Genomic DNA, 25,577 nt, shown 5'->3' with positions numbered 1-25,577 from the left:
TGAAAAATTACGTGCAGAGTAAATCTGCATTATGCTGGGCGTTGTGTATCGGTTAGGAACAGGAAAATGAGTCAGAGATCAGAAAATCAGGTGTCCGTGGCGGACTTTGATACGCCAGTGGATCGACAAAAAACATCGAGTTTGAAGTGGGATAGGTATCAGGGAAAAGACATTTTACCGATGTGGGTCGCTGATACAGACTTTAAGGTGGCCGCTGAAATTACTCAGGCACTTAAGGCAAGAGCGGATCACGGTGTCTTTGGTTACACCTTAGTTCCTGATGAACTGAAAGACCTGATTATTCAGCGAATGAGCGATCTGTACCACTGGACTGTTGCCCGCGAAGACATTGTCTTTATACCGGGTTTGGTGTGTGGCCTGAATGTGGCATCCAGAGCGTATGCCGGTGAAGGAAAATCGGTTGGTATCCCCACGCCGATTTATCCGCCGTTTGTTTCAGCGGTGGAAAATGCCTGCGCCGAGTCCTGCTTCGTGCCTTTTGTGGAAGAGTCTGGTCGGTGGATGATTGATTGGTCTGCACTGGAAGCGAAGGCGGCTGACATTGATTTGCTGATGCTGTGCAACCCGCATAATCCGGGCGGCACGGTTTACCGGCGGAATGAACTGGAACGATTAGCGTCGTTGGCTGAGCAACACGACTGGATCATGTGTTCGGATGAAATTCATTGTGATTTGATTCTGGATGAGTTGGAACATATCCCATTTGCGTCTGTGTCTGAGGTGGCCCGTGAGCGCAGCTGTACGTTAATGGCACCCAGTAAAACCTGGAATATCGCTGGCCTTGGCTGTTCGTTTGCGATCATAGAAGATCCGCAGTTGAGACGCCGGTTCAGAAAAACCATGCAAGGAATTGTGCCGGAAATCAATCTGATGTCGATCGAGGCGGCTAAGGCGGCTTACCAATACGGCCAACCTTGGTTGAATGCTCAAATTGAGTACTTAATTGGAAATCGGGACTATATTGAGGCGCAGGTGGAGGATATTCCCGGGCTTTCGATGTTGCATACGGAAGCCACGTACTTGGCTTGGATAGATGCCTCTCAATTAGGGCTAGAGAATCCGGCGCGCTACTTTGAAAAATTCGGTGTTGGCTTATCGGCGGGCAGTGATTTTGGCGCCCCCCAGTTTGTGCGTTTGAACTTTGGCTGTACCCGGGCTTTATTGACGTGTGCCCTTCAGCGAATACGGCAGGCCGTTGATTCTCTTCCTGAATGACTCACAACAGGCCGTAATGACAGGAGATGACAGCGCCAATGAATGATTACGCTCGATGGACGATGCTGGCCGGTTGGGCTGCCACCGGTACCGCAGTCTTCTTGATTTTGATTAAGGTGGCGGCGGTGATGATGACGGGCTCCGCCAGTGTGTTGGCATCGCTGACCGATTCTTTGCTGGATTTGGCGGCCTCGCTGGCCAATTTGTTTGCTTTGAGACTGGCGATTCAACCCGCTGATAAAGAGCATCGCTACGGCCATGGCAAAGCGGAAGGCTTGGCTGGCTTGGCTCAGAGTGCCTTTATCTCTGGTTCCTGTGTGTTGTTGGTGATTCATGCGGTGGATCGGATCATTCATCCAAAACCAGTGACAGCGCCGGAGATTGGTATTGCGGTGATGGCCGTATCGATCTTGGCAACCGTTGCTTTGGTTGCTTTTCAATTGTGGGTGGCAAGAAAGACCGGCAGTTTGGCGGTGAAGGCCGATTCGTTACATTACCGAAGCGACATTTTAATGAATGCTTCGATTTTACTGGCGTTGCTGCTGGCCTGGCATGGTCACCATAACTGGGACGGTTTTTTTGCGTTGGGGATTGCGTTTTACATACTTTACAGCGCTTGGGAAATTGCGAAGGAAGCGGTCAAATCTTTAATGGATCATGCGTTGTCGGACGAAGAGCACCAGAAAATCCGTCAAACGGTCGAATCCCATAACGATGTGTTTGGCCTTCATGACTTACGCACCCGGCAGGCGGGCCCTACTAAGTTTATTCAGTTCCACCTAGAGCTGGACGACCTGATTCCGTTATTTCAGGCGCATAAAATTTCGGATCAGGTAGAGGCGATGCTAAGGATTGATTATCCCGATGCGGATATTTTGATTCACCAAGACCCGACGAGTGTCGTCAATAAACCCCAATAAACCTGCGCTTGACGGTTTGCTGGTGGGTCTTGGCTTCTAGGCTTCTTGGCCTCATGCTTCGAAATGCGCTTTCAGCTTTTCCTTGTTTGGCGCTAAGATCACGCCTCGTTCGGTCACGATGGCATCAATCAGTTCGGCGGGCGTGACATCAAACGAGGGGTTAGTGGCGACAACCTCACTTGGCGCAATTTGATGCTCTTTATAACGGGTGACTTCTTCCGGCGGTCGCTGCTCAATAGGGATGTCGGCGCCGGACTGGATGGATAAGTCGAAGGTCGAACTGGGGGCGGCCACCATCACTTTACAACCGTGGTATTTGGCGAGAATGGCCAGGTTATAGGTGCCGATTTTATTCGCCGCCGACCCGTCTGCGGTGATCCGGTCTGCGCCGACAATGACCCAATCCACCTCATTGGTTTTCATGGTATGGCCTGCGGCTCCTTCGGTGACTAACGTGGTGGGAATGTTTTCCTGAGTCAGCTCCCAGCTGGTCAGCCGAGCGCCTTGTAACCATGGGCGTGTTTCCCCGGCGTAAACGTGTTCAATTTTATTTTGTTTGAAGGCGGTCCGGATGACCCCCAACGCTGTGCCATGCCCTCCTGTGGCTAAAGCGCCTGCATTGCAGTGTGTGTAGACCCGGCTCTGCACGGGCAGTAAGCTGGCGCCATGTTCGCCAATTTGATGGCAAAACATGATGTCTTGCTGGTGGATTTGAATGGCTTGCTGCGCGAGTGTTTCGATCGAGTTTTTAGCCAAAGCGGCTTTCATTTTGTCCAGCGCCCAAAACAGGTTAATGGCCGTGGGACGGCTGTCAGCGAGGGTTTGGATGTCGGCCAAGATGGCTTGATGATCCCCTTGTTCCAATGAGGATCGATGCTGAAGCGCGGACAGCACTACGCCATAGGCGGCGGTGATGCCGATGGCGGGCGCGCCGCGTACAATCATCTCTCGAATGGCGGCTGCAACTGACACGGCATCGGTGAATGTCAGCCATTCGCTTGCTAATGGCAGAATCCGTTGATCCAACAGTTCAAGGGTGTGATTGGTCCAGCGAATCGGACTGAATTCCGAAGGCTGGAATGTATGGGTATGGTTTGACTGTGTTGATGACATCAAAGGCTCTCGCTGAATGTTTGCTGCGTTATCTATGGGCTGGTGCACTCGGTTCAGGCGTGCAGTGCGCTGACGGTGTGGGTAATTAAGGTGGTGACTTGCTGCATCCCTTTATCCACCACAGCGCGAATGTCTTCCATTGTAATTTCTTGGTCGGCTTTGCCGGCGGCCGGATTTACCACCAGACAAACGCTGGCGTAACGGATGCCCAGTTCTTTGGCCAGTGCCGTCTCGGGCATGGCGGTCATGCCGACCAAATCACAACCGTCGCGTTCGTATTTGGCAATTTCAGCGGCGGTTTCTAGCCGAGGCCCCTGAGTGACGGCGTAGGTGCCGGAATCCGCGATCGGTAATTGCAGGGCTTTGCCTTGGCTTATGAGTGCGTTTCGGATTTCTTCGTTGAAGGGTTGGCTGAAATCAATGTGTTGAACGCTCAGCAGCGGGTCATTGTTTTCCTGTTGAGAATAGGTGTGTGCCCGTCCCCATGTGTAATCAATCAACTGATCTGGAATGCTTAGGCAGCCGGTTGGGGCTTTATCTGTGATGCCGCCGACGGCATTCACGGCAATGATGTCTGTGATGCCCAGCTGGTGAAGGGCATGAATGTTCGCCTGGTAGTTGATTTGGTGAGGCGGTAAATTGTGTGGTTGGCCGTGACGGGCGAGAAAGTGCACTGCGCCGGATGCGAGCGTTAACTTTTCGATTTTTCCGGAAGGCTTGCCATAAGGCGTGTCGAGTTCAATGGATTCTGAGTGGGTGGCTCCGGGAAATTGATTCAGGCCTGTGCCCCCAATAATAGCGATGGACTTCAACGTAATACTCCGTGTTTTGAAAGGTCATTGGTGAAGAGTATACCTGATGTGCAGAGCGCTGCCTTCCCTCTATCAGGTGGTTGATTTTCTATTTGTGTTGCCATAATGGCGTTAACATCAGGCTCAAAATGCTCATTGATAACCATAATACCCAAGGGGCACGCGGACTCCGCGTTTTCGCCTGATTTTGCCTTGTTCGTCCTGCTTCGATGATGAAACCCAGTCGCCTGCTATGGGTGGATAAATCACTGCTATACTGAATCCGCGCATCTCTCTATCTGAAGGAACAAGCATGGTGTCTAGAGTCCTGGCCATTGAAGGCAGTAAAGCGTTTCGTTTGGTGTTGAAAGGTTTGTTTACCAATGCCGGCATGGAAGTCACAATTCTGGAAAATTCGGACGCTCTGGAAGATTGTTTAGAAAACACCTCGTTTGATTTTGTGTGTTTGGGGCTACACATTCCCGGAAGCCTTGATGGCCTGGAAGTGTGTCGAATGTTGAGGGATCGGCCGGGATATCGATACACCCCGATTGTTTTATTAACGTCGGAAGCCGGTCAGGCCACTCAAACCGAGGCCTTCAGTTCGGGTTTTACCGATATATTTCATCGTCAGGAATTGGATGATCTGGATGCCTACCTGAAAAGGCATCAGGAAATGTCCCGCTCGGTGGAGGGGCGGGTACTGTATATCGAGGATTCTGTCAGTCAGCAAATGTCGATGGTGGCATTTCTGGGTCACTCCGGGTTAACCATTGATGCCTTTGATAATGCAGACGAAGGTTGGAAAGCGTTTCAGGCGCAAGATTATGACATTGTGCTGACCGACATTGTTCTGCCGGGTACGATGTCCGGTTTGCATTTAGTGCATCGGATTCGCCGGCTGGAGGGCCCGAAAGGTGATACCCCGATTTTAGCCATCACCGGTTATGATGACCCTTCCCGCCGGGTTGAGTTATTGCAACGGGGCGTGAACGATTACGTTTCTAAACCTGTGGTGCCGCAAGAGGTTTTGGTTCGGGTCAGAACCTTGCTTAAAAATCGGTATTTGGTGAAACAACTGCAGGAGCAGAATCAGCAAATCGAAGCGCAAAGCCGCAATCAGCTATCTTTTTTAGCGAGCATCAGCCATGACGTTCGGACGCCTTTAAATGGCATCTTGGGCATCATGGAATTGATTCGTTCGGCGAAACTGGATCAACAGCAGTTGCATTGGTTGCAAATCGCCATGCAGTCGGGCGAGCATTTGGTGTCCATCATTGATGATGTGCTGGATCTGTCCAGGGCGGAAGTGGGTGAGTTTGTGATTGAACAGCAGCCTGTACTGCCGTTGCAGGTGCTGCAAAATGTTGCGTCCAATCTGAAGCCTCAGGCCGACAGCAAATCCATCAAACTGAACGTGTCGGTGTCTGCGTCGTGCCCGGACGTGGTGGAAGCCGATGGCAGACGTTTCTATCAGGTGGTAACAAACTTAATGAGCAATGCGGTTAAGTTTACGGACAACGGGGCTGTTGACGTTCATCTTGACTTCATCGAAAGTGCGGATGCCAGCGCTGACGGTATGCTGATCGGGACAGTGGTGGACACCGGTGTTGGTATTCCGGACGTTTTATGCGATGCCGTTTTTCAAAAATTCAGGCAGGTGGATGCGGTGGCTCGGAGTAAAGGCGGCAGTGGTCTTGGTTTAGCCATTGTTCGCACCATTGTCGAATCCTGGGGCGGTTCATTAGGCGTGGAATCTGAGGTCGGTAAAGGCTCTCGGTTCTGGTTCAACTTGCCGGTTAATGTGCTGGAAAACGACCCCTTGATGGGGGAAGCACACCTGGAAACGCCCTCATTTAAGCCCGAGGATCTGAAAATTTTATTGGTGGAAGACAATCGGATAAATCAGTTGGTGGCCGGTGGCCTACTGGCTAAATTATCGTTACAGCACGATTTGGCCGAAGACGGACAACAAGCCTTGGATATGTTGGCTCAAAAAGACTACAACCTGATTTTAATGGATTGTCAGATGCCAGTGATGGACGGCTACGAAGCGGCGGCCTACATTAGACATTCTGACCAGTCTTTCCAGCACATCTACATCATTGCGTTAACGGCTTCAGCAATGATTACCGAGGAACGAAAGTGTTACCGGGTGGGCATGAATGACTTCATCGCAAAACCAGTACAACTCGATTCTCTGGTTAAGGCTTTGAATAAAGCGCATGGCGCTATTGGTGCTTAGCGCCATGATGGATCGGCGGTTGGTTGCGAGTTAACTGGCTCGAAGCTGAACAGAGTCGATTGCATCACTGACGTTGCCGGAGGGCTGGGTTTTGGGCAACACGGTTTCTGCCAGAGGTGCTTGCTGATTGTCCAGCTGGTTTTTCAAATAAGAGACTTGCTCTTCCAGCCCCTGAATGTGTTTGATCAGTTGTTTTACAATGCTTTCCACGTCGTTTTTTGACGCCAGTTTTTGTGTGGCATGCTGGACATCTTGTTTGGTCGCTTGTGCATCCGTGATGTCGGAGATGTCGCTCCGTGTAGCAAGCTGGGTCATCAGGAGTTCAATCTTGGTTTGATGGGTGTCGAGTTGTGTGGACAAGATATTCTGTAAGGCTTTGACGGATGCTTCTTTGGCAATGGGGAAGAGATCTTCCTTGTGAGCCAGGAGGTCGACTTTTTCGGTCAGCAACGGGATTTTATCGAGCAGCGCCAGGTCTTCGGTACGCGCCAAGGTTTCCAGTTGCTGGCTGGTGGCCAGGCGATCTAAATCTGCCCGTTTAACAAGGTTTTGTAATTGTTCCGCTTTGGCCAATCCGGCTAATTCCTGAGACGTTGCAAGCGGCGTTAAATCTTCGGACTTGGCTAATGGCGCTAAATCTCTGCGATCGGCTTTATGGGCCAGTTTTTCACGGTGTTCTTTCAATTGGTAATCAATGCTCTCATTGAACTGAACCATTTTGGTGGCAAGGGCATTGATGTGACCGACTTTGGCGTTGTGTTTGACATCTTTGTGGGTCGCAACCCCGGTAATTCGCAATACTTGATCACGACGGGTGTCGGCGGCCTCTTCGAGGGACGTTTGCACTTTATGGAGGGCTTGTTGTGAGGTTTGTACACCCTGCTGCAGTTGCTGTTGTGTGCGTTCTACCAAGTGATTGGCGGAGTTCTTCAGTTTTCGGTCAACTTCGCTGCCTCGTTCGATCAGTTCGGCGGTGGTCAGTTGGCTTTTTTCTAGCATTTTTTTCTTACTTTGTTTTCTTTTGTCATTGAGATAAATGGCGATACCGAGGGCGGTGGTGGCCGTTTTAAACAGCAATGACGGTTGTTCCTGGGCTGGATCTTTGGCGTGCGTGGTTGGCATGGTATTGCTCCAAACATAGTAATTTACATGCTTAGAAGGGTATTTCGCCCGGTAATCAACCGGGCGAACAGGCAATACCCAATCAAGTCAGAATGAATTTGATTGAATGTAAACTTCTACCTTAGAGAAAGGTTTTAGAGTATTCATTCAATTATTCCGTTTTTTATAACTTTCTGTGATACTCTCAAAAAATTTACGGGATCAGGGTTATCGAATGAAAAAGCAAATGATTGCGGGGGCTGTATTGGCCTCATGTGTTGTGCTGCCAATGACTGTCGCTGCGGAAACAAAACCGTTGGATGCAATGGAAAGTGATCTGTTTAAATGTTTTGCAATGACCGACGAGCAAAAACGCCTGGTATGTTATGACGATATCTCACGTAATCTTGCTGAAGCTAAACCTGAAAAAAAGGAATTAGCTGAAAAGCGAGCGGTGGCGGATTTTGGTTTAACGCATCAAACCCAGTCGTTTGATGAGCTGGAGTTGCAGGCCGTCAAGGTGGAGAAGAATCCGTCGGGTGACTGGGTGATTACCATGGAAAACGGTCAGGTTTGGGAACAGACCAAAGAGCAGGATTACCGTTTCCGTTCCAATCAGCCGAAAGTCAGAATCTTTAAGCTGTTGTTCGGGTCTTACGCGATGACGGAAGAAGGTCGAACCAAAAAATTACGTGTTAAGCGCATTAATTGATGAATTGGAAAGGCTGTAATCATTACAGCCTTTTTCTTATCCGCTGAAAAACTGTCCTAAATTAGTAATTCTCCCTATTGCCCGCCTTGAAAAACAGCAGGTTAACGACTTTACTTGTTGGAGTAATCTTCAGAAGATTTTCTGAGGTTTAGATGATGATCTACGTTTTTATTTGATTCACCTGACAGAAAAGTTGGAATTATGTCAACACCGGTTCTTATTTGTGATGATTCAAGTTTTGCCAGAAAACAGATGGCAAGAGCGTTGCCCAAAGAGTGGGACATTGAATTGTCGTTTGCTGGTAATGGTCAAGAAGCGCTGGAAGCAATTCATGAGGGTAAAGCCGATATTCTTTTTCTTGATCTTACTATGCCTATTTTGGATGGTTACGGGGTGTTGGAAGCCATACGGGCTCAAGACCTGCCGACCATGGTGATTGTGGTCTCAGGGGACATACAGCCGGAGGCCCGCGAGCGGGTAAGAGGCCTGGGCGCGTTAGAGTTCATTAAAAAACCCATAACCACCGACAAGATCAACGAAATTTTAACCGCCTATGGCATCATCGCGTAGTGCACCTTGTGCTATTTGAAATGACTCAGCTCTAAAACGAGGTATTTGTGAGCGATAATGAATTAGTTCTTGATGAAGAACTTAGAGATGTTTATCAAGAAGTCACCAATGTCGCCATGGGGCAGGCAGCAGACAGCCTTGCACGTTTGCTGAATGTATTTGTGGTGTTGCCCATTCCGAATGTGAATATTCTGGAAGCCGGTGAGTTGCAAATGGCGTTGCAGTCGGCGTCGGACAACGAATCCGTTTCGGCCGTTTGTCAGGGGTTTATTGGCAAAGGCGTGGCGGGTGAAGCCTTGCTCATTTTTAATGATTCCAGCTTTCAGGACATTGCCAAGCTGATGAAGTATGAAGGCGAAATCGATGACGCCGTTCAGCTTGAACTTGAAATGGACATTGCCAGTATTTTGATTGGTGCTTTTTTAAATGGTTTGGCCGAACAGTTGGATATGTCTTTCAGCCAGGGCCACCCCGTTGTTTTGGGTCAGCATTGTGACATATCGGAGTTGATTTCTTCGAACTCCGCACGTTGGTCGAAAGTACTGACTTTAGAAATCAATTACACCATTAAGGATTACAATATTAATTGTGATCTGTTGTTGCTGTTTTCCGATGACTCAATCGATCGGTTGAATGAAATTGCTTCGTATTTATTGGAATAATTATGCCGTCTGAAACAAAACTCGATATCTCAGAATTCCATTGGATGATGGACATGCTCCAAACCATTGATGTGGGTTTGGTGGTACTGAATGATAAATACGAAATTGATATCTGGAACAGTTTCATGGAGAACCATTCCGGTCTGGAGCCTACTGCGGTGAAAGGAAAAATCATGTTTGATTTATTCCCTGAAATCCCGCGAGACTGGTTTTGCCATAAAATTGATTCGGTCTTTCAGTTACACAGCCGTGCTTTTACCACCTGGGAGCAGCGGCCTTATGTCTTTAAATTTAAGAATTACCGGCCCATCACCGGCACAGCGGATTTCATGTTTCAGAACATCACCATCATTCCCTTGGTTTCACTGAGTGGCACGGTGGATCATGTTTGTATTCTGGTGTATGACGTCACGGATGCCGCGACCAACAAAGCGCAGCTCGAACAAGCGAATGCCAAACTGGAAATGTTAAGCCGAACGGATCGTCTGACCAACTTGTACAACCGTGGTTATTGGGAAGAGTGCTTGGAAGCCGAATATAAGCGTTGCTTACGCAGCCGAAACACCAGTTGTCTGATTATGTTTGATATCGATCACTTTAAGAAAGTGAACGATACTTACGGTCATCAGGCGGGGGATGAAGTCATCCGGGTGACGGCTCAGGCGGTACGTGATAATTTGAGAGCAACCGATATTGCTGGCCGATACGGAGGTGAAGAGTTTGGCATTATTCTGGTCGATACGGACTCCATGGACGCTCACGCGTTTGCTGAACGTTTGAGGACCCATATTGAATCGATGACGGTCATGCATGAAGGCGTTGAGATTAAATACACCATCAGTATCGGTATTGCTGAAATGGGTTCAACACTGAAAACCTATACCGAGTGGTTAGAAAATTCTGATAAGGCTTTGTATCACTGTAAAAGGAATGGCCGCAATTGCTCGACCATTTATCAACCGGGCATGGAAGGCGAATAACGCCTTCCGGTTTTTGGCTTTGGTCGAGTACCGCAACAGATGAAATGTGTTGCGATACTCTTCCGCGATCAGCTCATTAGCTTCCCGCCATCATGTTCATCACCCAGCCAATAAATAACACCTGGGGAACCGTGATCAACGGTAAGAACAAGGCAATTTTCCAGCTTTTCATGGTGTCTTTGATCACCATAATTTCGGTGTAATCGGTGGATGCGCCGGCCATTAGGAAGGTAAAGCCGTTCCCTGGTGCACTGGCCCGGTTGACCAAATCGGCGGCAATCGGGGTTGACCCTTCGGAACAGACTTCAATCACAGTGGCCGCCAGTAAGGTCAGGAATAGCCCTCCGACGCTTGCGCCGAACCAGGTCTCGAAAATTTCGAGCGGTACAAACGCTCTTAACAACGCGACCAGCACCACACCAAACATAATCCAGCGGATGACCATGCGTGCCCCTTTTAAACCGTCCAGTAACATGGCACCGGTGGCTGCGGGCGAATAGTCGGCTTCTTTGGTTAAGGTTTTGAGTGTGCTACTTAACTTAAAGTCTTCCGGCAAATCCATCATGTTTGGATTCATAGGCAGACGACCGGTTTTCTCGAAATGATCAAACAAGTGGCCGCTGATCCAGGCGATGACCATAGAGAATACAATAAAGGACAGTGTCCAGGGGATGCCAATCAAACCGAACAGAATGAGGGTCAGGGTAAATGAGTTCCAAGGGCTGGCGATCAAAAAGGCCATGACTTGTCCCAGGCTGGCACCCCGTTCATAGAGTTTCATGGCGACCATTAATATGCCGTGATTACAAAGATCAAGTAACACGCCGGCAAGGGTTGCCCGGAAGATGCCTCGCTTGGTATGGCCAGGCCCTAATGCGGAAACAACGACTTCTCTGGGGATTCGGTTCAACCAACCCACCAATACGATGCCCAGCAATACGCCCCACCACATGGCATTCATCATTTCAAAGGAGGTAGAGGCCATAGTGTCGAGCCAGCTGATTTGAGTACTGTCGGTCAACAAATAGAGGCTGTAGAGACTCAGAACTACGGCACTGGAAACCCATAAAATCCAGTCGATGTTCTTGTTATCGTCGGTATCACAACAACTGGAAGCGGTATTGCCTGAGGTGCCGTGATCATGAGTCTGACCTTCCGAGCCACAACAGGAACCGCTCGCTTTGGCAGTGTCTTTTTTCGAAGCGGGAGCGCAACATGATGATGCCGTCGTTGTTGATGTTTCCGACGCAGCGCAGCAGCTATCCGTAGCTGCGGTCATAGCAGCACTGTTCTTCTCCTGCGAAGCATTGATTTGTTTCGCTGTTGTCTGGTCAGACGAATTGCAGCAATCACTCATGGCAGCATCCTTCTTCACTGAATCCTTCGATTAAATGACAAATGTGATCCCCGGTGGGAATGCAATTGGGCTGTGTTTCCCAGCGTTTCATGGTTTTTTGCATGGTGTCATAGGTTTGTTGCATTTGAGCAAGCTTATCGGCCACTTCCTGCATTCGTTGCGTCATGATTTCACGCACCTGCGGGCAAGGAGATTCCCCGTGACCTGCCTGGTCAAAAATGGTTTGAATGTCGGGTAACGAAAACCCAAGGGATTTGGCTTGAATAATAAAATTCAAACGGTGTTCGTCGGTGGCAGAAAAACGCTTGTAGCCATTATTAGGATCACGTTTGGGCTCAAGAAGCCCGGTACGAACATAATGTCGGATCGTGTCTGCGGTCACTCCGGTTCGTTTGGCCAGTTCTGATACGGTCATGAGAAACCCCTCTCTCTGTGTTTAGCTTATACCATAAAGCTGGGTGTTACACACAGGTCAAGAGGGGTTGTCAGATATTTTTAATGACGTTGAAAGCGCAACCGATCAAAAGCCGAAGGTGTCTTTGATTGCCTGTTCGAATGCCTCAGGGGTGAGCTGGTGGCTTTTTTCAAGTTGCGCTTGGGTTGATAAGTCAGCAAAGGCAGTCATGTGATTGCTTAAATAACTGGTCGATGATGGATTGTGGTGCGTTAATGACTGGCTTGGTTGTTGGCCTGAATTTTTTGAAATAAGCTCAGCAGTTCTTCTGGCGGGCTGGTAAATCTTCGGGTGTCCAGGTTGATCCAACTGCCTTCCACTTTGACGGTGGCCGCGAGAGTGCCGCTGGCAAGCCAAAAGTTGTGTGCGAAACACCACTTTTTACCGGTTTTGCTTAAACTGATGACTTCAAAATCCACAGTAAAGCCTTCGGACATGCCGATTTCTTTGCGAAAGGTGGTTTCTTCCCGAAAAATGACCGGCCCGATATTGAGCTGGCGGAATTGTTCTTGGCTGAAGCCGTGTTCGTCGAGAAAAGTAAAGCGCACTTGGGTTGCGTGATCGTTGTAGGCGGTGTGTCGTAAATGTTGGTTCGGATCAAGATCGGACCAGCGCGGCTTAAACTGCATTTCGAAGATTTTCATAATATTCCTAAGCGGCTTAATGAAAGCCCGTAACGGGCTTTGAATATAAGATCCGGGTGGCTCAGTTGTCGTTTTTATGGATGGCCAAAGGTGACCAGCTTTGATTGGTGGGCATCACTTCCAGAGTATTAACGTTGACATGCGCTGGGGTGTTGGCTGTCCACAGAATGATGTCGGCAATGTCATCCGGTTTCAGGTGTTCTGCGTCTTGGTATAGGGTATCTGCTCGTGACTCGTCGCCTTTAAAGCGTACCAGTGAAAACTCAGTCTTAGCAAAGCCGGGTTCGATGTTGGTGATTTTTACGCCGGAGCCGTGAACATCGGAACGCAGATTTCGGGAAAACTGTTGCACAAAGGCTTTGGATGCACCATAGCAGTTACCGCCGGGATAAGGCCAGTTGCCTGCCATGGAACCGACGTTAATGATGTGACCACATTTACGCTCCACCATGCCAGGCAATAACGCTCGTGTGCAATACATCAAACCTTTACAGTTGGTGTCGAGCATGGTTTCCCAATCGTCGAGATTGGCTTGATGCGCAGGCTCAAGGCCTAATGCCAACCCGGCATTATTGATCAGAACATCGGGTTTATTGAACGCCTCGGGTAACTCGTAAAAACCATCAAAGACCGTTTGGCGCTCTCGCACATCCATCACCAAATAATGCACGTCGGTTATTTGGGACAGTTCGCTTTGCAGTGCTTCGAGCCTTTCTTTTCGACGACCCACGATAACCAACTTATAGCCGTCGTGTGCGAATTTGCGAGCGCAGGCCTGGCCAAAGCCTGAGGTGGCTCCGGTAATGATGGCGGTTTTAGTCACGGGATCGTCTCCTTGAATCCATAGAATGTGGGTGACGTTGTACCATAGAATAGTCGTACATTCATGTTTTTACAGAGACTTTTGTGGTGGTTGTATCAGCAGCCAACGGGATTGACTGCTGCTTTTGACAGATGGTCGGAAGCGATTAAACCCTGAGAGTATTAGTGTGTAGCCCCGCTTGAGGCTGTACTGGATGGGCTGGCGCTTGCCTGTGGTAATGACGAATGCCATGTTCTTTCTGGCGCGCCTGGCTGAACGCTGATACGCGTTTCAGATAACCGATGACCCGAGTGCCATAATCTATGTTTTGACTGTGACATGACGGGCAAGCGTGTAAGGTGCGTTTATCCACATGATTGCATTCATTACAAATGGTGATTTTGACGTTAATACAGAAATAATTACAGCCGGTGGTGGCGGCAATATTAAATAACTGCACGTATTGTTGTTTGGTCAGTGCTTCATCGAGATTGAGGTGTAACGCCGACCCGCCGTCCAGATATTCAGTCATTTCCCGGCCATGGAGGATGAATTTATCCAGGGCATTGCTCAGCTCATTTTCTACGATGTAGAAGTATGAGTTATAGCAATCGCGGGCGACCTGATAACCGTCGTTTTTGTCCCACTTGGCATTTTTTACGCCGAGGTTTTCAGCGGGCACGAACTCGGTGTTGAACAGGTAACCCGTTTCTTTTTTTGCTTTCTGGTTTGCCTGGTAGATGACTTGCAAGCGGGATCGGACAAACGCTTTATAGTCCGGATTATTGCCCACGGTAATGCCTTTACTTTCGGCGGCTTCGGCCATGCCGTTGATGCCGATGGTTAAGAACTGCTTATTGAGGCTGATGAATCCACTGTCGTAGACCGGCAACATGCCGTTGTCCTGATATTCTTCCATCAATGCCCGGTAGGCCATTTGATATTTTTGAATTTTAACAATGGCTTCATTCAGGTCGCTGCCGTCTTGCTCCAGACGATTCATGTTTAAGGTAATGACATTAATTGAACCCGTGGCGACACCTCCGGCGCCCAGCGTGTAGGAAAAGGTGTTTTCGGTAATTTCATTGCGCAGTCGGCAGCAGGAGGCCAGCGAATCGGCATTATCCGATTGGTACACAAAGAAGCTGTTGCCGTCCGCCATTTGTTGAGCGCAAAACTCGGTGAACTCGGTATCCCTACATTGGCCTTCGTTGGTCAGCATTGCGGCCGTCACCACAGGGAAGGTCAGAATGGCTTTTTTACGTTCTTCGTTAAACCAGTTCATGAAGAATTCTTGCAAGCCTTTGACGGACTGCCACTGGGGTTTGACCATATCGCCATGTTTGTTTGGTGGGAACACAAAATCACCAAACATGGATTCAAAATAATATTGATCGTAGAGAGAGATGTTCCAGAACACACTTTGATAACCGCGAGCGGCAGCGGGTTGGTTTAATGCATAGACCACATGCTGGAGGTGATTGCCAATTTCTTTCGGGTGGGTGGTCAGGTAATCGTTGCCATAATCCTGACGGGCGAAGTGATCGAAATAAGTCAGGAATTCAACGGTCGCGACGGCACCGGCAAATTGGGCACTGATCGCAAAAATCAGATTCACGAAAGACCCGCAGAAAGACTCCAGGTGTTTAGGGGCTTTGGACTCGCCTCCCAACCCTTTCAAGCCGTCCAACAGGAAAGGGTACATGGTGATGGAGGTGCAGTAAGGTTTTAAGCTGGTTTCATCGTGCACATAGATTTCGTGATCTTCAATTTGGCGCAAATATTCTTCGGCCAATGGTTCACCAAACAGCTCTGCGATTTTGTTTCTTACTCGTGCCCGGTTCACTTGAATGATGGCGTCTTTCATCAGCTCGCTTTCCAGCGTGGCAATGTTCTTATGAGTGACGTTGGCATTGGCGTCGACCGCAGAACCTTCCGCCGCATTATTTGCGTGGATATAAGATTCGATGAAATTAAGCTTATCGTTCACTTGATCTGTATTAAGCCGAAGCATGAGTGACTCCTTGGTGCGTGTTAGTCAAATATGGGGTTGAATTGATGTTGTTTGAGGATTTTCTGAAGCAGTGAGTAAGGTCTTCAACCACTTCTCCGTGCTCCAGTTTCAGAAATTTTTGATTGGTCGTGGTTGCATCTAATCCGCCCAACTCAGGAATCCAGCGACCGGTTTTGACGAAATCCAGATGGGGCTTTAATAGTCGGGAGACTGAATCAAGCCCAGTGTATAAACAGGTTTTCAGGCCATGGGCCTGAGCAATTTTTAACTTGGCCTGCAATGCCAATGGATGCCATTCGCCACCAAAAAAAACCACGGCATTGATTAAGCCCTGATAAGTGACCAAATCTTCAGTAAATGATTGATCGGACAATGCGTGGCCCTGACGTTTGTCCCAAGTGTCTTCACTGTGGCAACCTTTGCAGGCCAAAGGGCAGCCATAAATGGTATAGGCCAGTGAAATGTGTTCAGGTAATTCCTGAAATACGATTTGGGCTTGAGAGCTGTTGAAGGGTTTTTCCTTCACTTTTTGGTGGTGAAACTCGGGCGCCTGAGGATGTGGTTTGGTGGTTCGAATTGGTTGATGTTCCGTCGAGGGATAAATCAGATGATCGAGTTCCATTGGATACGTCCTTCAAATACCCATAAATAATATATGTCTATATATGGTGTGGTGTGTTTGTGTTTAGATACAATATATTGTGTTTGGTGTGGGTTGCCAGTCAAAGTGATTGATCTGGATCAATGCTTTGGATGAATCCGTATAGGTGGTGGCTGAGTGATTTATATGTACGACGATGAAGGATGTGAGGGTGAAACGATGGGGGTTTTGGAACGAAACGGTCTTGAATATTTCGGGAGATCACTCACGCTTTGCAATGACCGGAGTGATAGTTCTGAATGGTTTTGGAATACACGCCGGAGCAGAGAATATTAAACTCCGGCGAAGCTGGAATCAGCGATGGCTGAGTAAACATAAATCGGTAATGGCTTGCCATTGGTTGGCTTGAATAAGCTCAGAAGGGCAAATCCAGCTGCCTCCCACCGCCATGACGCTGTTGAGTGTCAGGTATTGTTTGGCGTTATCGGCGTTGATGCCACCGGTTGGGCAAAATCGGATATCAGGAAAAGGCGCGGACAGCGCTTTAAGCATTTTGACTCCGCCGGCTTGCTCCGCCGGGAAAAACTTGAGTTCGTTCAGCCCGTATTCCTGGGCCAGCATCAACTCGGACGCTGAGGCGATGCCGGGCAAATAGGGCACCGGAGTGTCCTCTGCGTATTTGGCCAGTGTTGGTGTGATCCCCGGGCTGATTAAAAATTCGGCGCCTGCATCGAGACAGTTTTCAAAATCACGTTCGTTGGTGACGGTTCCGGCCCCGACACAGGCATGGGGGACTTCTTGTTTGATGCGTCTAATGGCTTCCAGCCCGTGTTCTGTGCGCAGGGTGATTTCAAGAAAATGAATACCGCCATTCACCAGTGCATGAGCCAAGGGAACGGCGTGTTCAATGTCTTCGATCACTATGACGGGTAAAACCGGTTTGGACTCCGGGCTGTATTGTTCGATGAGTTGCTTGAAACTGTTGCTCATATGCGTGCTTCCTTAGCGGCGTTTATGCTTCTTCCCATTGGATGCTGATTGCTCCTTGGCTGGTTGGCCCGACGGAGTGTCGGAATACGGAAAACAGTTCTCGGCCAACGCCCTGAACGTGACCCGAGGGGGGTTGCGCAAATGGTCGGGTGCTGAGATCGCAGCCGGTGACTTTGAGAACTCCCTGATGGCAATCCAGTTCTATCATGTCGCCTTCCTGAATTTGGCTGATCGGCCCCAGTTGCATGGCTTCCGGACAAATGTGCAGCGCGGCAGGTACTTTACCCGATGCGCCGGACAATCGACCGTCCGTGACTAACGCGACTTTCTGACCTTTGTCCTGAAGACTGCCTAACAAGGGCATCAGTTTATGCAGCTCGGGCATTCCGTTCGCTTTTGGCCCCTGAAAGCGCACTACGGCGATGAAGTCACCCGTGAGTTGCTCGTCATGGAAGGCTTTAATGAAGTCGGCCTGATCATGAAAAACGCGCGCAGGAGCCTTGATGACCCACTGTTCTTTCGGTACGGCGGAAACTTTGATGATGGCATCCCCCAGGTTACCCTTCAGCCGTTTGATCCCGCCAATGGCATCAAAGGGGGCATCGGCGCTGCGGATAATATCGTTTCCAGTTGTATTGGCGTTGTCGGTGTCGGACGGGGGCGAGTGGTAGACGATGGTTTGACTCTTCAGTGCTGCGCGTCGGGCGTAATCTCGTAGCGTATCGCCAACAACAGTGGTGACGTCATCATGCAATAAGTCTGCGGCCAATAATTCATGGATGACCCGGCTGGTGCCGCCCGCATGATGGAATTGGTTGACGTCGGCTTGACCATTGGGATAAACCCGGGCGATGAGTGGCACCACGGAAGAGAGTTTATCGAAGTCGTCCAGGGTAATGTGAATACCGGCACAACGGGCGATGGCGGTTAAGTGGATGATTAAGTTGGTTGATCCGCCAGTCGCCATCAAGGTGACCATGGCATTTACAATGGTTTTTTCTGATACGACATCGGCAACGGGTGTGTAGTGGTTACTGAGGCCGGTAATTTCGGAGATACGCTTTGCGGCTTGTTCAATGAAAGCATGGCGAAGACCTGAGTCCGGCGGTGTGAACGCCGAATCCGGGAGGTGTAAGCCCATCACTTCCATCAGCATCTGGTTGGTATTGGCCGTACCGTAAAAAGTACAGGTGCCTGCACTGTGGTACGACTTGGACTCTGAGTCTAATAATTCTTCTTGTGAGGCTTTGCCTTCGGCAAACAGCTGACGGGTTTTGGCCTTTTCCGAATTGCTGATGCCAGAGCCCATGGGCCCGGCAGGGACGAAAATAGTGGGTAAATGCCCAAAGCGTAGGGCCGCCATGAGCAAGCCAGGTATAATTTTGTCGCACACCCCTAAGCATAAGGTGCCATCAAACACATTGTGGGACAACGCCACAGCTGTGGAAAGGGCGATGGTATCCCGGCTGAACAAAGATAATTCCATGCCCGGCTGACCTTGGGTGATGCCATCGCACATCGCTGGAACGCCGCCTGCTACCTGAGCGGTATGGCCCAGTTTTAACAGCGTTTGTTTGATCAGTTCCGGGTAATGTTGCAAAGGTTGGTGAGCCGATAGCATGTCGTTGTAGGCGGTAACAATGGCGATGTTGGCCTTGCTGTGTGCCTGCTTGAGTATGATTTTTTCTTCTTCGTCCGAGGCAGCAAAGCTGTGGGCAAGGTTGGTGCAGCTCAGTTGTGATCGGTGGGGTTTTAATTGTGCCTGGCTGCGCATCTGACTCAAGTAGCGAGTTCGGCTGGTGCTGCTGCGTTCAATGATGGTGTCGGTCACTTCCTGAACGACGGGATTCACGGTTTGCATGAGGTTGTTCATATTATCTGAGTTCCTTAAACATCGGGACTCCAACATACGGTCAGAGGGCATGTTGCTTTGTGCAGTAAATGGCCGATGGGTAATGATAAGCTGCTGGGCGATTCTTTGGCTTTTTTGTAGACGTGCCACTTTTCATTGCCGGTGAACAACAAAAAAATGTGTTCGGCATTTAATAACGTGGGTAAGGTTAAAGTGACCCGCGCCCCTTTGGACTCGGATTGAATGGTTGAAACCGGCTCAGAAAGCGGCGCCGATAATGCGTGCTCCAATTCATTGGCATCGGGAAATAACGAAGCAATGTGACCGTCATCCCCCATTCCCAGTAACACTATATTTAATGGCTTGGATAAGGCCTGAACCGCAGGGGTGAGACTCATGGCGGCATCGCTGAACGCCTGATCCGACTTGAGGCTTAACAACGATGCCTTGTCGGCGGCGTTCTGCAACAGTGTGTTTTTCAGCATCTTGTAGTTGCTGTCGTCGTGATCTGTGGCCACCCATCGCTCATCCGAAGGGCAAATGGTTACGTGATCCCACGCCAGATGTTGCTGACTCAATTGTTTGTACAGTGGTTTTGGGGTGTTGCCGCCACTGACCACAAAGCTGATGTTGCCGTGGTGTTCAATGGCCCCTCGCAGATGGTCCGCCAGTTGTAAGGTCAGGCTTTCAATCAACTCTCGGTGTGTTTGGTAAATTTGTTCATGCAGCTTCATTTGCTAACTCTCCCAGCCATTTTGTATTAATGACTTTCTTGCCAGAGGCGACCGTCTTTTGCGAGTAACAGCGTGGCGGCCGCCGGCCCCCACACGCCGCCGTGGTAAAATTCGGGACGAGCCCCGCTTTGTTGCCAGGATTGAAGAATCGGATCAATCCACTTCCAGGCGGTGAGTAGTTCATCCTCACGCAGAAACAAAGTGGGGTTGCCTTCGATGGCGTCGGCCAGTAATCGTTCGTAGGCATCAGGGACGCGATCTTTTTTGGCGTGTTCTGCGGTCAGGCTAAGCAGCACAGGCTTGACACTCATGCCTTTGCCCACCCGCTTTTCACACAATTGCAATTTAATGCCATCGTCCGGTTGTAGTCTAAAGATTAGTTTATTTGCCATGGCGGAGGCATGTTGAAGCTCGAAGACTGAATGCGGCACTTCTTTAAATTGCACGACAATCTCACAGGCCCGGTCGGGTAAGCGTTTACCGGTTCTTAAATAAAACGGGGTGCCGGCCCAACGCCAGTTGTCGATTTCAACTTTCATGGCCACGAAGGTTTCGGTGTCACTGTGGGGGTCGACGCCTTCTTCATCGCGGTAGGCTTTGGTGGGTTGGCCATTACGGGACCCTTCCTGATACTGTCCCCGAACCACGTTTTCACTGATGTGCTCACCAACCAGAGGTTTAAGGGCTTTCAGGATCTTAACTTTTTCATCGCGAATAGACTCAGCATCGAGCTGAGCCGGAGGTTCCATCGCCACCATACAAAGCAGTTGCAGTAGGTGGTTCTGCACCATATCCCGCATGGCTCCGGCGGATTCATAAAAGCCGGCACGTTGTTCCACGCCCAGTGTTTCACTGATGGAGATCTGGATGTGATCAATGTAGCGCTGATTCCACTGGTGTTCAAAAATGGAATTGGCAAAACGCAGTGCTAACAGATTTTGGACGGTTTCTTTGCCCAGATAGTGATCAATCCGGTAGATCTGCTCTTCGTTGCAGTATTTGTCCACTTCTTTACAGACTTGTAAGGCACTTTGGTGGTTCATGCCAATGGGCTTTTCCAGAACCACACGAGCATCGCCTTTTAACAGCTGATGGCTGTACAGGTGTTGGCATATGGTGCCGTATAAGTCGCTGTGTGTGGCCAGATAATAAACTTTCGCCACGTCCGGATTGGTTAAGTAATGCTTGAGTCGGTCCTGATAGCTGACGGGGTCGGTGATGTCCATCTGAGCGTAGCTGACCCGCTTTGAAAAACTTTTCCAGGTGTCTTCATCGAAAAGGCCATCGGCCAGAAATTCTTCAAGGGAGGATTTGAGCAGTTCAAGGAAGCCTTCCCGGTCATAATCGCGGCGCGCCACGGCGATGATTCGTCCGTCCGGATGAATTCGGTTGTCGAGGTGTAAACAATACAGGGATGGAAACAATTTACGCAGTGATAAATCGCCGGCTGCGCCAAACAAAACTAACTCAAACGCTTGTGCTGGTAAGGACATGATGTCTCCTGACAGGTAATAAAAATCCACACGTCTTGCAAAGACCCGGGAGGTATTACCGATGGTGGACGTACATCTAATTCTAAAAGCTAAGCGCGGCGCTGTTTCAGTTTGGATGACCTGGAATCGGCCGACACGGTGTTAGCTCAGAATTACTCGTCGCTAATCTCGGTTGTTAAAACTCGGTTGTTAAAACTCGGTTGTTAAATACGGTTTCTGAAATAAAGCTGTTTAAATAAGTATTTGATTACCATGCCATAACTGAAATGCTTTGGGCAAGAAATGGTTCTCAATTTAGGCACAATTCATTGATTGTACATTTTTGCACGAAGGGCTCTATCGGAGAATTGCTGATGTATATCAGCTGTGCCGCCGGGTGGCTTTGTTAGTCTGGGGTATCCATATAATTTTCCGGGTGGTGCGTATGAAACTAATACCAACGGCTATGAAAAAGAGACTGGGCTGTGTGATAACGGCCAGCGTGGCAGCAACTTTGGTGGGATGCGGTGGCCATCCGGCTGCTGGTAACTGGGATGCCGAAACGGTTTCGAGCAATGAATACCTGCGGCTTGAAGTGGCGTTTGATGGCACGGGGGAACTTTACCCAAAGGAGTCTCAGGTCTCTGCTTTACGATGCTTGTGGCAGGCGTCGAGTGCAGAGACCATCGGAATTAAATGTCGGCACGAGAATGAAAACATGGCCGAAGAAGAGTTTGAACTGATTGTGGAAGAGGACGCTCAAGGGCAACGGAACCGCGCGTTGCTGCAGTCTGCCAATCGGGTTGTTGCTCGGTTTGCTCGTGCTGAATTTACCAAAAAGTCGTTGGGTGTTGAATAGTCGGCAGGTCGAGTGATCAGAACAATGGTTAGGACTTTGGTGGTCAGAATATCGCTTTGCTTGTGGGGTGCATGGTGGGCCGGTGGGGCTTTGGTTGCTTCGGAAATCGTCGAGCCCAAGCCCTTGTGGTGGATTAGCCCTCATGAAGGCGGTGGGGCGAAACCTCATCATCAGCAGGCGTTTAGTCATTGGCTGGCAGACCGGGGTTGCCCGGTTCGTATCTCCCAAACCGGTGCCGATAAGAGCGATGCGGCTCTGGTGTTTGAAGTGCGTCCACTTGCTGCCGGGATGCCTTGGATGGTTGCGGATACAGAGGGCAACCAGCCTTTGACGGTGCGCTGGCTGGTCAAAGGCAGCCGCTCTGTAAAGCACTTGGCCAGCCTGGAAGGCGAGCGGGTCGCCTTGCTGGGCAAAGCTTCATTATTGGGCCACCAACAGCCCGTTCGTTTGCTGGAGCAGGCGGGGGTGACTTTGACTGATGTGACGGTCTTTACGGCTTCGAAATACCAAGGCGCTATGGCGTTGTTGCTGCATGGTGATGTGTTTGCGGCGGCGTTTCCTGCTCCGTTGGCGACTAAATGGAGCAAACTCAATGAATTGGTGACGCTGGCGGAAAGTGATGCCCGCCTGGTTGCCGGAGTGTGGCTGTCCTCCTCTTCTACAAAATCGCAGTGGATGGAGGGTAAACAAGGGCCGTGTGCCCAAGGTCTTTTGGCGATGAGCCGTGCCAGCCGAGGAGATGCGAAAATGCAGGTGTTTCCCGAATGGTTAACGGGCTTCCGTTGGCCGAATCAGCGCTGATATTGTCTTTAGTGCAGAAACAGTAACATCATAGGAAAAAAAGTAATCACCGCTTACATTTTCATAACGAACTGTTGCTAACCGTCTCTTGTTGATTGTCTGAATAAGGTTCACACTTATTATTGTACGTTTTTTATACGATTGAGGTGCAGTATGGCGATCGGTTTCAATGCGGACGCCCAGCAAGCGGCGTTTGCTCGTAACAGAATTCAGAATGATCCGACTCAGAATTTTCAGCGAATCAGCTCGGGCAGTCGAATCAACTCGGCCGCAGATGATGCGGCGGGTTTATTGATTTCAACGGGATTTACCGCCTCCATTTCCGGCACAGAACAAGCCATTCGAAACAGCAACGACGCCATTTCCCTGAACCAGACGGCGGAAGGGGCGGTGAGTTCGGTTCAGGACGATTTGCAGCGTATCCGTGAGTTGTCTGCACAATCATCCAATGGGACGTTGACGGATCAGGACCGGCAAGGTTTGCAGGCCGAAGTGGATCAACTGGTGGAAAACATCAGCGAAACCATTTCCGGCAGTGACTTTAACGGCATTTCGTTGTTAAACGATGACTCAGACGTGAATTTTCAGGTTGGTCCGGATGCAGGAGATACTCTGACTTTAGAGCGGGGCAATCTCGAACAGCAACTGGCAGATCTGGGCATCAATGACATCAACATCAGCACTCAGGCCGGTGCCCAGTCGGCACTCGGGGTGGTGGATGATGCTCTGGACGTAACCTCTCAAGCGGCCGCCAACTTCGGTGCCAATCAGAACCGCTTGTCTTCGACCATTGATAATCTAGCCAACACCGTAGTGAATGAGTCGGCGGCTAATAGCCGGATTGCAGACGCTGATCTGGCCAAAGAAATTTCAGAGCTGGCTTCTAGGTTGGTGAAGGAGGAAGCGCAGAATTCGGCTCAAGCCCAGGCCAACAGTAACTTTAAAATCATGTTGCGTTTGTTTGAAGGCTAGTGATACCAAACGATGTTTTCTGTGAGTATGTCGGGCCTTTTTCTATTAATGGAATAAGGCCGCTTTGCGGGCATAGCCTTGTGCAATGTAGTCCATGAGCAATCGGGTCTTTTCTGGCAAATATTTACTGTAGGGATACACCGCATAAATGGGCAACTCCTTACTGGAAAAGTCGGCCAATAACTCCACTAATTTCCCGGTTTTTAGCCCTTCGTGCGCCAGTAGTTTCGGCGTATAAATCACTCCGTGACCGGCCAATGCGGCATTTTTCAATGCGATCTGATTGTTGGAACTGATGCTGCCCGATACTTTCATGCTGTATTGCTGACCTTCTTCTTTGAATAACCAGTCGTTGGTGCCGGTTTCCATGTAGGTGTAGGTCAGACAATTGTGGTTGACCAAATCCTGAGGGACTTGAGGGGTGCCGTGTTTTTTCAAATAGTCCGGGCTGGCGCTGACCACCCATTTCGACTGTACCAATAATTTGGCGATTAAGCTGGAGTCCGGCAGGCTGGCGGTGCGGATGGCCAAATCGACGCCTTCGGCAATTAAATCCACTTGATGGTCTTCCAGGCGGAGTTCTACGCTCAGTTTCGGGTACTGCTGGCAGAACTCGGCAACCAGCTCTGTGATTAAATATTCGCCCGATATGGTCGGAACACTCAAGCACAAGGTGCCGGTTGGCTCGCTGCTGAATTCGGTGATGGCATTGATGGCATTGGCCACAGACTGGTCCACATCCTGTGCATGACGGAAAAACAGCCGGCCTTCTTCGGTCAGTTTCAGCTTGCGTGTGGTTCGGTGCAGTAATTGTATGCCTAAGTGTTGTTCCAGTTGGGCTATGTGCTTACTGACGACCGAGTTGGTCATCCCCGCGCGCTCGGCCGCCTGACTGAACGAGCCGGTTTCGACCACTTTATGAAACAATAAAATGCGATCGGCCAGATTCATAGACAGTCCTTGGATTTTATTATGGTGATTTTGGAAATAATGAAATTCTTTATATCTATATATCAATGAATTGAGTCTGCGTAAAGTAGCGTCACCCAAGTGAGGCAGAGCAGACGCTTTGTGAACTTAAACAATGGTTAAGAGAGCACCTAATGAAGAAAATATTATTGTTGGCAGGCGATTACGTTGAAGATTATGAAATCATGGTGCCATTTCAGGCATTGCAAATGGTGGGTCATCAGGTAAGCGCCGTGTGTCCCGATAAAGTGGCTGGCGATACGGTCATCACCGCCATTCATGATTTTGAAGGCGATCAAACCTACAGTGAGAAGCCGGGTCATCGTTTTGCGCTGAACGCGACGTTTGATGATATCAATCTGGATGAATTCGATGCATTGGTCATTCCGGGCGGTCGCGCGCCTGAGTATTTGCGTCTGAATAAACGCGTGCTCGAAATTGTGGTGCACTTTTCAGTAGCCAACAAACCGATTGCAGCCGTGTGTCACGGCACTCAGTTATTAACAGCCGCAGGTGTGTTGGAAGGTCGTAAGTGTACCGGCTATCCAACGGTGGCTCCGGAAGTGGTTTCTGCGGGTGGCCAATACCATGAAGTGGCTGTGGACGATGTGTATGTGGACGGTAATCTGGTGACGGCACCTGCCTGGCCTGCGCACCCTAAGTGGTTGGCGGCGTTTTTGACGTTGCTGTGATGAAGACTTAAACGATTGAAGATGGTTCGGAGGT

25 protein-coding genes are annotated in these 25,577 nt (G+C 49.6%); 11 read left to right on the top strand and 14 right to left on the bottom strand.

Annotated features, from left to right (window positions below; genetic code table 11):
- The first annotated feature begins 66 nt into the window (after positions 1-66).
- Together ABD744_RS09605 and ABD744_RS09600 are read left to right on the top strand one after the other, a co-directional pair.
- Positions 67-1,236, top strand: coding sequence for a MalY/PatB family protein (locus ABD744_RS09605; protein ID WP_344797920.1), 1,170 nt, complete (start codon positions 67-69; stop codon positions 1,234-1,236).
- A 38-nt stretch (positions 1,237-1,274) separates the two neighbouring features.
- The gene (locus ABD744_RS09600) at positions 1,275-2,156 is read left to right on the top strand and encodes a cation diffusion facilitator family transporter (RefSeq protein ID WP_344797918.1); all 882 of its coding nucleotides are present in this window, start codon (positions 1,275-1,277) and stop codon (positions 2,154-2,156) included.
- Between the two features lie 51 nt (positions 2,157-2,207).
- On the opposite strand, the gene mtnA is transcribed toward ABD744_RS09600, so the two are convergent.
- The gene (mtnA, locus tag ABD744_RS09595) at positions 2,208-3,269 is read right to left on the bottom strand and encodes an S-methyl-5-thioribose-1-phosphate isomerase (RefSeq protein WP_344797916.1); all 1,062 of its coding nucleotides are present in this window, start codon (positions 3,267-3,269) and stop codon (positions 2,208-2,210) included.
- A 53-nt stretch (positions 3,270-3,322) separates the two neighbouring features.
- Positions 3,323-4,081, bottom strand: coding sequence for an S-methyl-5'-thioinosine phosphorylase (locus ABD744_RS09590; protein ID WP_344797914.1), 759 nt, complete (start codon positions 4,079-4,081; stop codon positions 3,323-3,325).
- Between the two features lie 292 nt (positions 4,082-4,373).
- Between ABD744_RS09590 and ABD744_RS09585 the strand changes: the two genes are divergently transcribed.
- Positions 4,374-6,305, top strand: coding sequence for a response regulator (locus tag ABD744_RS09585; protein WP_344797912.1), 1,932 nt, complete (start codon positions 4,374-4,376; stop codon positions 6,303-6,305).
- 30 nt (positions 6,306-6,335) lie between these two features.
- Here ABD744_RS09585 and ABD744_RS09580 read toward each other — a convergent pair whose 3' ends face one another.
- Positions 6,336-7,427: a hypothetical protein gene (locus ABD744_RS09580; RefSeq protein WP_344797910.1), complete on the bottom strand. Its 1,092-nt coding sequence runs from the start codon at positions 7,425-7,427 to the stop codon at positions 6,336-6,338.
- Between the two features lie 214 nt (positions 7,428-7,641).
- On the opposite strand from ABD744_RS09580, the gene ABD744_RS09575 reads away from it, so the two are divergent.
- From ABD744_RS09575 to ABD744_RS09560, 4 genes are all read left to right on the top strand, one after another.
- A complete protein-coding gene (locus ABD744_RS09575) occupies positions 7,642-8,118 on the top strand; it encodes a hypothetical protein (protein WP_344797908.1) in 477 nt (158 codons plus the stop codon).
- 201 nt (positions 8,119-8,319) lie between these two features.
- Positions 8,320-8,688 carry a response regulator gene (locus ABD744_RS09570; RefSeq protein WP_344797906.1) on the top strand — a complete coding sequence of 123 codons (369 nt, stop codon included), beginning with the start codon at positions 8,320-8,322 and terminating at the stop codon, positions 8,686-8,688.
- A 47-nt stretch (positions 8,689-8,735) separates the two neighbouring features.
- Complete coding sequence (locus tag ABD744_RS09565; RefSeq protein WP_344797904.1) at positions 8,736-9,350, top strand: histidine kinase; 615 nt, start codon at positions 8,736-8,738, stop codon at positions 9,348-9,350.
- Between the two features lie 2 nt (positions 9,351-9,352).
- On the top strand, positions 9,353-10,330 hold the full coding sequence (locus ABD744_RS09560) for a sensor domain-containing diguanylate cyclase (protein WP_344797902.1): 978 nt from the start codon (positions 9,353-9,355) through the stop codon (positions 10,328-10,330).
- A 76-nt stretch (positions 10,331-10,406) separates the two neighbouring features.
- On the opposite strand, the gene ABD744_RS09555 is transcribed toward ABD744_RS09560, so the two are convergent.
- The 10 genes from ABD744_RS09555 to zwf all read right to left on the bottom strand — a co-directional run bounded on the left by ABD744_RS09555 (position 10,407) and on the right by zwf (position 21,271).
- Positions 10,407-11,687, bottom strand: a complete 1,281-nt coding sequence (locus ABD744_RS09555) for a permease (RefSeq protein ID WP_344797900.1) — start codon at positions 11,685-11,687, stop codon at positions 10,407-10,409.
- The gene (locus ABD744_RS09550) at positions 11,680-12,102 is read right to left on the bottom strand and encodes a MerR family transcriptional regulator (protein WP_344797898.1); all 423 of its coding nucleotides are present in this window, start codon (positions 12,100-12,102) and stop codon (positions 11,680-11,682) included. Before ABD744_RS09550 ends, ABD744_RS09555 begins: the two co-directional genes overlap by 8 nt.
- A gap of 251 nt (positions 12,103-12,353) precedes the next feature.
- A complete protein-coding gene (locus tag ABD744_RS09545) occupies positions 12,354-12,785 on the bottom strand; it encodes an acyl-CoA thioesterase (RefSeq protein WP_344797896.1) in 432 nt (143 codons plus the stop codon).
- A 61-nt stretch (positions 12,786-12,846) separates the two neighbouring features.
- Positions 12,847-13,608, bottom strand: a complete 762-nt coding sequence (locus tag ABD744_RS09540; RefSeq protein WP_344797894.1) for an SDR family oxidoreductase — start codon at positions 13,606-13,608, stop codon at positions 12,847-12,849.
- Positions 13,609-13,753: 145 nt separating this feature from the next.
- Positions 13,754-15,601, bottom strand: a complete 1,848-nt coding sequence (gene nrdD / locus ABD744_RS09535; protein WP_344797892.1) for an anaerobic ribonucleoside-triphosphate reductase — start codon at positions 15,599-15,601, stop codon at positions 13,754-13,756.
- Entirely contained in the window at positions 15,588-16,223 is a 636-nt protein-coding gene (nrdG, locus tag ABD744_RS09530; protein ID WP_344797890.1) for an anaerobic ribonucleoside-triphosphate reductase activating protein, read from the bottom strand. The genes nrdD and nrdG overlap by 14 nt, the downstream gene beginning before the upstream one ends.
- 333 nt (positions 16,224-16,556) lie before the next feature.
- Entirely contained in the window at positions 16,557-17,192 is a 636-nt protein-coding gene (locus ABD744_RS09525) for a bifunctional 4-hydroxy-2-oxoglutarate aldolase/2-dehydro-3-deoxy-phosphogluconate aldolase (protein ID WP_344797888.1), read from the bottom strand.
- A gap of 22 nt (positions 17,193-17,214) precedes the next feature.
- Positions 17,215-19,065 (bottom strand): phosphogluconate dehydratase, encoded by a 1,851-nt coding sequence (edd, locus tag ABD744_RS09520; protein WP_344797886.1) that lies wholly within the window; start codon positions 19,063-19,065, stop codon positions 17,215-17,217.
- A gap of 14 nt (positions 19,066-19,079) precedes the next feature.
- The gene (pgl, locus tag ABD744_RS09515) at positions 19,080-19,778 is read right to left on the bottom strand and encodes a 6-phosphogluconolactonase (protein ID WP_344797884.1); all 699 of its coding nucleotides are present in this window, start codon (positions 19,776-19,778) and stop codon (positions 19,080-19,082) included.
- Between the two features lie 26 nt (positions 19,779-19,804).
- A complete protein-coding gene (zwf, locus tag ABD744_RS09510) occupies positions 19,805-21,271 on the bottom strand; it encodes a glucose-6-phosphate dehydrogenase (RefSeq protein WP_344797882.1) in 1,467 nt (488 codons plus the stop codon).
- 424 nt (positions 21,272-21,695) lie between these two features.
- Here zwf and ABD744_RS09505 point away from each other — a divergent pair, with 424 nt between their 5' ends.
- From ABD744_RS09505 to ABD744_RS09495, 3 genes are all read left to right on the top strand, one after another.
- Positions 21,696-22,109, top strand: a complete 414-nt coding sequence (locus tag ABD744_RS09505) for a hypothetical protein (RefSeq protein ID WP_344797880.1) — start codon at positions 21,696-21,698, stop codon at positions 22,107-22,109.
- Positions 22,110-22,133: 24 nt separating this feature from the next.
- Positions 22,134-22,910, top strand: coding sequence for a PhnD/SsuA/transferrin family substrate-binding protein (locus ABD744_RS09500; protein WP_344797878.1), 777 nt, complete (start codon positions 22,134-22,136; stop codon positions 22,908-22,910).
- A 153-nt stretch (positions 22,911-23,063) separates the two neighbouring features.
- Positions 23,064-23,882: a flagellin N-terminal helical domain-containing protein gene (locus ABD744_RS09495; protein ID WP_344797876.1), complete on the top strand. Its 819-nt coding sequence runs from the start codon at positions 23,064-23,066 to the stop codon at positions 23,880-23,882.
- A gap of 45 nt (positions 23,883-23,927) precedes the next feature.
- Here ABD744_RS09495 and ABD744_RS09490 read toward each other — a convergent pair whose 3' ends face one another.
- The gene (locus ABD744_RS09490) at positions 23,928-24,833 is read right to left on the bottom strand and encodes a LysR family transcriptional regulator (RefSeq protein ID WP_344797874.1); all 906 of its coding nucleotides are present in this window, start codon (positions 24,831-24,833) and stop codon (positions 23,928-23,930) included.
- A 152-nt stretch (positions 24,834-24,985) separates the two neighbouring features.
- Here ABD744_RS09490 and ABD744_RS09485 point away from each other — a divergent pair, with 152 nt between their 5' ends.
- Entirely contained in the window at positions 24,986-25,543 is a 558-nt protein-coding gene (locus tag ABD744_RS09485) for a DJ-1/PfpI family protein (protein WP_344797872.1), read from the top strand.
- Positions 25,544-25,577: the final 34 nt, after the last annotated feature.

The organism is Litoribacillus peritrichatus, assembly GCF_039537985.1.
GTDB classification, from domain to species: Bacteria; Pseudomonadota; Gammaproteobacteria; order Pseudomonadales; family Litoribrevibacteraceae; genus Litoribacillus; species Litoribacillus peritrichatus.
The sequence above is the reverse complement of the archived record's forward strand: the minus strand, read 5'-3'. Positions and strand labels throughout refer to the sequence as shown.

Coding starts and splice junctions, on each gene's coding strand:
- ABD744_RS09605 (WP_344797920.1), top strand. CDS start 67: ATGAGTCAGAGATCAGAAAATCAGGTGTCCGTGGCGGACTTTGATACG.
- ABD744_RS09600 (WP_344797918.1), top strand. CDS start 1,275: ATGAATGATTACGCTCGATGGACGATGCTGGCCGGTTGGGCTGCCACC.
- mtnA (WP_344797916.1), bottom strand. CDS start 3,269: ATGTCATCAACACAGTCAAACCATACCCATACATTCCAGCCTTCGGAA.
- ABD744_RS09585 (WP_344797912.1), top strand. CDS start 4,374: ATGGTGTCTAGAGTCCTGGCCATTGAAGGCAGTAAAGCGTTTCGTTTG.
- ABD744_RS09580 (WP_344797910.1), bottom strand. CDS start 7,427: ATGCCAACCACGCACGCCAAAGATCCAGCCCAGGAACAACCGTCATTG.
- ABD744_RS09575 (WP_344797908.1), top strand. CDS start 7,642: ATGAAAAAGCAAATGATTGCGGGGGCTGTATTGGCCTCATGTGTTGTG.
- ABD744_RS09570 (WP_344797906.1), top strand. CDS start 8,320: ATGTCAACACCGGTTCTTATTTGTGATGATTCAAGTTTTGCCAGAAAA.
- ABD744_RS09560 (WP_344797902.1), top strand. CDS start 9,353: ATGCCGTCTGAAACAAAACTCGATATCTCAGAATTCCATTGGATGATG.
- ABD744_RS09555 (WP_344797900.1), bottom strand. CDS start 11,687: ATGAGTGATTGCTGCAATTCGTCTGACCAGACAACAGCGAAACAAATC.
- ABD744_RS09550 (WP_344797898.1), bottom strand. CDS start 12,102: ATGACCGTATCAGAACTGGCCAAACGAACCGGAGTGACCGCAGACACG.
- ABD744_RS09545 (WP_344797896.1), bottom strand. CDS start 12,785: ATGAAAATCTTCGAAATGCAGTTTAAGCCGCGCTGGTCCGATCTTGAT.
- nrdD (WP_344797892.1), bottom strand. CDS start 15,601: ATGCTTCGGCTTAATACAGATCAAGTGAACGATAAGCTTAATTTCATC.
- nrdG (WP_344797890.1), bottom strand. CDS start 16,223: ATGGAACTCGATCATCTGATTTATCCCTCGACGGAACATCAACCAATT.
- ABD744_RS09525 (WP_344797888.1), bottom strand. CDS start 17,192: ATGAGCAACAGTTTCAAGCAACTCATCGAACAATACAGCCCGGAGTCC.
- edd (WP_344797886.1), bottom strand. CDS start 19,065: ATGAACAACCTCATGCAAACCGTGAATCCCGTCGTTCAGGAAGTGACC.
- pgl (WP_344797884.1), bottom strand. CDS start 19,778: ATGAAGCTGCATGAACAAATTTACCAAACACACCGAGAGTTGATTGAA.
- zwf (WP_344797882.1), bottom strand. CDS start 21,271: ATGTCCTTACCAGCACAAGCGTTTGAGTTAGTTTTGTTTGGCGCAGCC.
- ABD744_RS09505 (WP_344797880.1), top strand. CDS start 21,696: ATGAAACTAATACCAACGGCTATGAAAAAGAGACTGGGCTGTGTGATA.
- ABD744_RS09500 (WP_344797878.1), top strand. CDS start 22,134: ATGGTTAGGACTTTGGTGGTCAGAATATCGCTTTGCTTGTGGGGTGCA.
- ABD744_RS09495 (WP_344797876.1), top strand. CDS start 23,064: ATGGCGATCGGTTTCAATGCGGACGCCCAGCAAGCGGCGTTTGCTCGT.
- ABD744_RS09490 (WP_344797874.1), bottom strand. CDS start 24,833: ATGAATCTGGCCGATCGCATTTTATTGTTTCATAAAGTGGTCGAAACC.
- ABD744_RS09485 (WP_344797872.1), top strand. CDS start 24,986: ATGAAGAAAATATTATTGTTGGCAGGCGATTACGTTGAAGATTATGAA.